The organism is Streptomyces niphimycinicus, assembly GCF_018883605.1.
Taxonomy (GTDB): domain Bacteria; phylum Actinomycetota; class Actinomycetes; order Streptomycetales; family Streptomycetaceae; genus Streptomyces; species Streptomyces niphimycinicus.
In genome coordinates this window covers 1-4,645 of record NZ_JAHLEM010000887.1, presented here as the reverse complement: position 1 = coordinate 4,645, position 4,645 = coordinate 1, and the positions used below count along the sequence as shown (strand labels likewise).

Sequence of the window (4,645 nt, the reverse complement as noted above, 5' to 3'; positions counted from 1 at the left end):
GCCGCGCGCCCGCAGCGCCCCGGTGAGGGCGTACCGCACCTGCTCGGCCACGGTCGTCCCGTAGGCGCGGCGGCTGAGCAGCCCGGCGGGCGCGTGCCGCAGCAGCGTCTGGAGCGTGGACTCGTCCTGGACGACGGGAGCGGTCAGCCAGCGGCGGTCGAACCCGGCCGCGGTGCGCGGTGCGCCGAAGCGGGGCGGGCAGCCGAACAGCGGCTCGTAGTCGTCGGCGTACGGCGGCGGGGGATACGCGAACTGGGCCCACAGCAGCGGGATTCGCCGCCCGATCAGCCAGCCCGCGAGCCGGTGCCAGATGAGCATCAGCCATTCGGCGACGATGTGGTGCTCGGCCGCCGTAAGGCCGTCGGCATGCGGGCCCAGCCCGCCGCGCAGGGCGAACACCGCCTCCCGGCCGCGGGCCGCACCGCGCTCCAGGGCCAGATTGGGCCCGCCGGGGAAGAGCCGGTAGAAGCGGGCCCCGCGCTCCACCGCCGTGCCGAGGTCGGGGCAGCCCAGCGAGGCGTAGCACATCATCGCGAAGGTGCCGGGGCGGCTGCGGATGGTCGCCAGCCCCAGGAACTCGTCCCCGGTGGCCCGGTGCAGGGCGCGCACCAGCCGGGCGAACTGCTCGGGGGAGACGCGGGCGCGGTCGTCGGTGAGCAACAGCGGGGGTATCCGGGCCCGTTGCAGCAGGGGGACGGTGTCGAGGCCGAGCCGCTGCGCACCGCGCAGCGCGGCCCGCACATGGTGCACCGTCACCGTCCGCCGCCCGCGCCCCATGGTCAAAACCGTAGCCCGATCGGGGCGTTGCGTCAGCGGTGCGTCGCTGGACCCCTACACGGCGTGAGCACCTTAAGGACGAGGACGGCGTGAGCACCTTAAGGAGGACGGCGTGAGCACCTTAAGGACGGCGTGAGCGCCTTACGGTTATCCTCGACGGCCCGGACGGACCTGTGAGAGCGGTGAGGGACATGACCACGACCCGGCGGCCCGCGACAGCCGAATGGCTCGGTCTCGAGCCCCATCCGGAGGGCGGCTGGTACCGGGAGACCTGGCGCAGCGATGTCACGGTGCGGCCACCGGGGTACGAGGGCGAGCGCGCGACGGCCACGGCGATCTACTTCCTGCTGACTCCCGGTGAGGAGTCCCGCTGGCATGTGGTGCGCTCGGCCGAACTGTGGCTGTGGCACAGCGGCGGCCCGCTGCGGCTCCGGCTGGGCGGCACGGGCGACGGCCCGGAGGCGGCCCCCACGGAGCTGGTCCTGGGCCCCGATATCGCCTCCGGCCAGCGCCCCCAGCTCGTCGTCCCGCCGGGCACCTGGCAGGCGGCCCGTCCGATGGCGGACGAGGAGGTCCTGGTGAGCTGTGTGGTCTCCCCGGGCTTCGACTTCGCCGACTTCCGGCTGTTGGAGGACTGACCGCCCCCCCCGCGAGCCTCCGGAACAGGCGGAACAGACGGAAAAGGCCAGGAAGGCGGAGAAGGCCGAGAAGAGGCGGAAAGGCAGGAGCCCCGCTTCCCGCCAGGCGGGGAGCAGGGCTCCTTAGGTGGTGCTGCTGGATCAGACGGCGCTGACGTTCTCCGCCTGGGGGCCCTTCGGACCCTGGGTGACGTCGAAGGTCACGGCCTGGTTCTCCTCAAGAGAACGGAAGCCGGTCGCGTTGATCGCGGAGTAGTGAACGAAGACATCGGGGCCGCCGCCGTCTTGGGCGATGAAGCCGAAGCCCTTCTCGGCGTTGAACCACTTGACGGTTCCGGTAGCCATAAGCCCTCCTTGGGCCAAAGGGTTGCCCTGCTCCAGAACCTGCAAGAAGTCTGAAAACTACAAAAGCCCGCGGTTACATGCTCCGCAGGCTCTGTACTGCAAGGAAACCAAACTGCAACTTGCGGCGAGCCTAGCACGCTCCGTGTGCACGAGGAAAGAGCCGAAGATCACGAAAACGAGGGGTTTCCCTGGCTTCCAGGATGGATAAGATCGCAGGTCGAGCGCTTGCCGATCGGTCAGCGCAAGGACGGCCGGCCACCCCGGCACCATTCCCGGGGCCGAGCGGGGCTAGCCTCCGATGCGTGGACAATTCACCGAGTTCCCCCTCGCGGAGTACCCAGGACGCCTCCGAAAGCATCAGGCCCCTTGTCGGTCATCGGCGCAGCCGGCCAAAAGTGGGGCACATCCAGTACCTCAATTGCATGCCGTTGTACTGGGGCCTCGCCAGGACCGGTTCGCTCCTGGATTTCGAGCTCACCAAGGCTTCTCCCGACGCCCTCAACGACCTGCTGGTCAGTGGTGATCTCGACATCGGCCCGATCAGCCTGGTGGAGTATCTGCGCAATGCGGACGATCTTGTCGCGCTCCCCGACATCGCGGTGGGCTGCGACGGGCCCGTGATGTCCTGCGTGATCGTCTCGCAGGTGCCGCTGGAGCAGCTCAACGGGGCGCGCGTCGCACTCGGTTCCGCCTCGCGCACCTCCGTACGCCTGGCTCAGCTCCTGCTCGCCGAGCGGTACGGGCTCACGCCCGACTACTACACCTGTCCGCCCGACCTCAGCCTGATGATGCAGGAGGCCGAGGCGGCGGTGCTGATCGGCGACGCCGCGCTGCGGGCCAATCTCCACGACGCACCCAGGCTGGGCCTCCAGGTCCACGACCTGGGGCAGATGTGGAAGGAGTGGACCGGGCTCCCCTTTGTCTTCGCGGTATGGGCCGCCCGGCGCGAGTACCTGGAGCGGGAGCCGGAGATCGTCCGGGGCGTGCACCAGGCGTTCCTGGAGTCGCGGAACCTCTCCCTGGAAGAGGTCGGCAAGGTCGCCGAGCAGGCGGCGCGCTGGGAGCAGCTCGACGCGTCGGTGCTGGAGCGCTACTTCACCACCCTCGACTTCAGCCTCGGCGCGGAGCAGTTGCAGGGCATCGCGGAGTTCGCCCGCCGTACGGGTCCGACGACCGGATACCCGGCGGACGTCCGGGTCGATCTGCTGACCTGACCTGACCTGAGCCGACCTGCCCCGACGCGACCTGGCCCGAGCCGAGAGCCGACCTGGCCTTCCGGACCGCACCGACCAGCGTGGATGGCGGGAACACCCCCTAAGCTGGACCGGCGCATGGAGGGGGAGGCAACGCGATGGATCCGCTGGGAGCGGACGATCCGCAGGTCATCGGCGCGTACCGGCTGCTCGGACGGCTCGGTTCGGGCGGGATGGGCCGGGTCTTTGTGGGCCGCAGCGCGGGTGGGCGCACGGTGGCGGTGAAGGTTGTGCACGCCCATTTCGCGCTGGACGAGGAGTTCCGCGCCCGTTTCCGGCGCGAGGTCGACGCCGCGCGCCGGGTCGGTGGCGCCTTTACCGCGCCGGTCCTGGACGCCGACCCGGAGGCGCACATTCCGTGGGTGGCCACCGGTTATGTGGCGGGCCCTCCGCTCAACCAGGCGGTATCCGACGAGGGGCCGCTGCCCGAGTCGGCGGTGCGGGCCCTGGGCGCGGGGCTCGCCGAGGCACTGGCCGCGGTGCACGCCCTCGGCCTGGTCCACCGCGATGTCAAGCCGTCCAATGTGCTGCTCGCGCTCGACGGTCCGCGTCTGATCGACTTCGGTATCGCCCGCGCCACCGAGGGCACGGTGTCGCTGACCTCGACCGGCGCCTCCATCGGCTCGCCCGGCTATATGGCGCCCGAGCAGATCCTGGGCGAGGGCGTCGAGGGCGCGGCCGATGTCTTCTCCCTCGGCGCGGTGCTGGCGTACGCGGCGACCGGCAAGCCGCCGTTCCCGGGCGACACTTCGGCCGCGCTGCTCTACAAGGTGGTGCACGACGAGCCCCGGCTCGGCCCCGAGCTGACGGGTGACCTGCGCGATCTGGTCGCCGCGTGCCTTGCCAAGAACCCGGCCGACCGCCCCACCCCCGAGCGGATCGTGCGGCGTCTCGCCCCTGAGGACGGAGCCTCGGGGCTCGCCCGGCCGGGCTGGCTGCCGGGGGCGCTGGTCGAGCGGGTGAGCCGGCAGGTGGTGGAGCTGCTCGACCTGGAGGCGGAGGCCGTGGCCCCGCCGCGCGTCGCCGAGCCGCCCGCCGTAGGGCCCTCTGCCGTAGGGCCCTCCGCCATAGGGTCGTCATCCATAGAGCCGTCATCCATGGGGCTGCCCACCGTAGGGCCGTCCTCGGCCGGGCCGTCGGCCACGGAGCCGCCCGCCGCCGAGCCTGCCACCCCCCGCCCACTCGCCGCGGACTCACCGACCCCGCCGCCCACCCCGGCTCCGGCCTCACCCCTGCTGGGCGCCTTCGGCCCGCCCGACCCGTCGTACGCCAACGGGCTGCCCCCGAAGGACCAGCCGGGACCTCCGATCCCCTCACCGCCGTCGTCGAAACCGGGCGGCCGCAGTGTCGCGCTCTCCGCCGCCGTCGGCGGTAAGAAGCGCCCCAAGGCGCTGAGCTGCACGCTGGTCCTGTCCGTCGCGGGCGCGCTGGCCGTGGCGACGACCGCCGCCGTGCTCTTCAAGGTGCTGCCCGGCGGCTCCAGCGACAACAACGACCAGAGCGCCGCGGACCCCCGCCCCTCCGCCACCGGACGGAACCCGGGAGACGGAGCGCACGACGACTCCGGGAAGGGTGCCGTACCCAAGGCGTTCCTCGGCACCTGGCAGGGCGATCTGACCTCCGACTCGGGCA

The 4,645-nt window shown here is 71.6% G+C and carries 5 protein-coding genes; 3 read left to right on the top strand and 2 right to left on the bottom strand.

What is annotated here, in order from left to right:
- Positions 1 to 777: AraC family transcriptional regulator (locus KN815_RS44815; protein ID WP_216347554.1), on the bottom strand; the 777-nt coding region annotated here is incomplete at its 3' end.
- Positions 778 to 968: 191 nt separating this feature from the next.
- Between KN815_RS44815 and KN815_RS44810 the strand changes: the two genes are divergently transcribed.
- On the top strand, positions 969 to 1,415 hold the full coding sequence (locus KN815_RS44810; protein ID WP_216347553.1) for a cupin domain-containing protein: 447 nt from the start codon (positions 969 to 971) through the stop codon (positions 1,413 to 1,415).
- A gap of 141 nt (positions 1,416 to 1,556) precedes the next feature.
- On the opposite strand, the gene KN815_RS44805 is transcribed toward KN815_RS44810, so the two are convergent.
- Positions 1,557 to 1,760 (bottom strand): cold-shock protein, encoded by a 204-nt coding sequence (locus KN815_RS44805; RefSeq protein WP_030834854.1) that lies wholly within the window; start codon positions 1,758 to 1,760, stop codon positions 1,557 to 1,559.
- Between the two features lie 356 nt (positions 1,761 to 2,116).
- On the opposite strand from KN815_RS44805, the gene KN815_RS44800 reads away from it, so the two are divergent.
- Together KN815_RS44800 and KN815_RS44795 are read left to right on the top strand one after the other, a co-directional pair.
- Positions 2,117 to 2,974, top strand: coding sequence for a menaquinone biosynthetic enzyme MqnA/MqnD family protein (locus KN815_RS44800; protein ID WP_216347555.1), 858 nt, complete (start codon positions 2,117 to 2,119; stop codon positions 2,972 to 2,974).
- Positions 2,975 to 3,111: 137 nt separating this feature from the next.
- Positions 3,112 to 4,645: serine/threonine-protein kinase (locus KN815_RS44795; protein ID WP_216347552.1), on the top strand; the 1,534-nt coding region annotated here is incomplete at its 3' end.

What these genes read in the sequence shown, in the direction of transcription:
- KN815_RS44810 (WP_216347553.1), top strand. Translation starts at nt 969, where the DNA reads ATGACCACGACCCGGCGGCCCGCGACAGCCGAATGGCTCGGTCTCGAG.
- KN815_RS44805 (WP_030834854.1), bottom strand. Translation starts at nt 1,760, where the DNA reads ATGGCTACCGGAACCGTCAAGTGGTTCAACGCCGAGAAGGGCTTCGGC.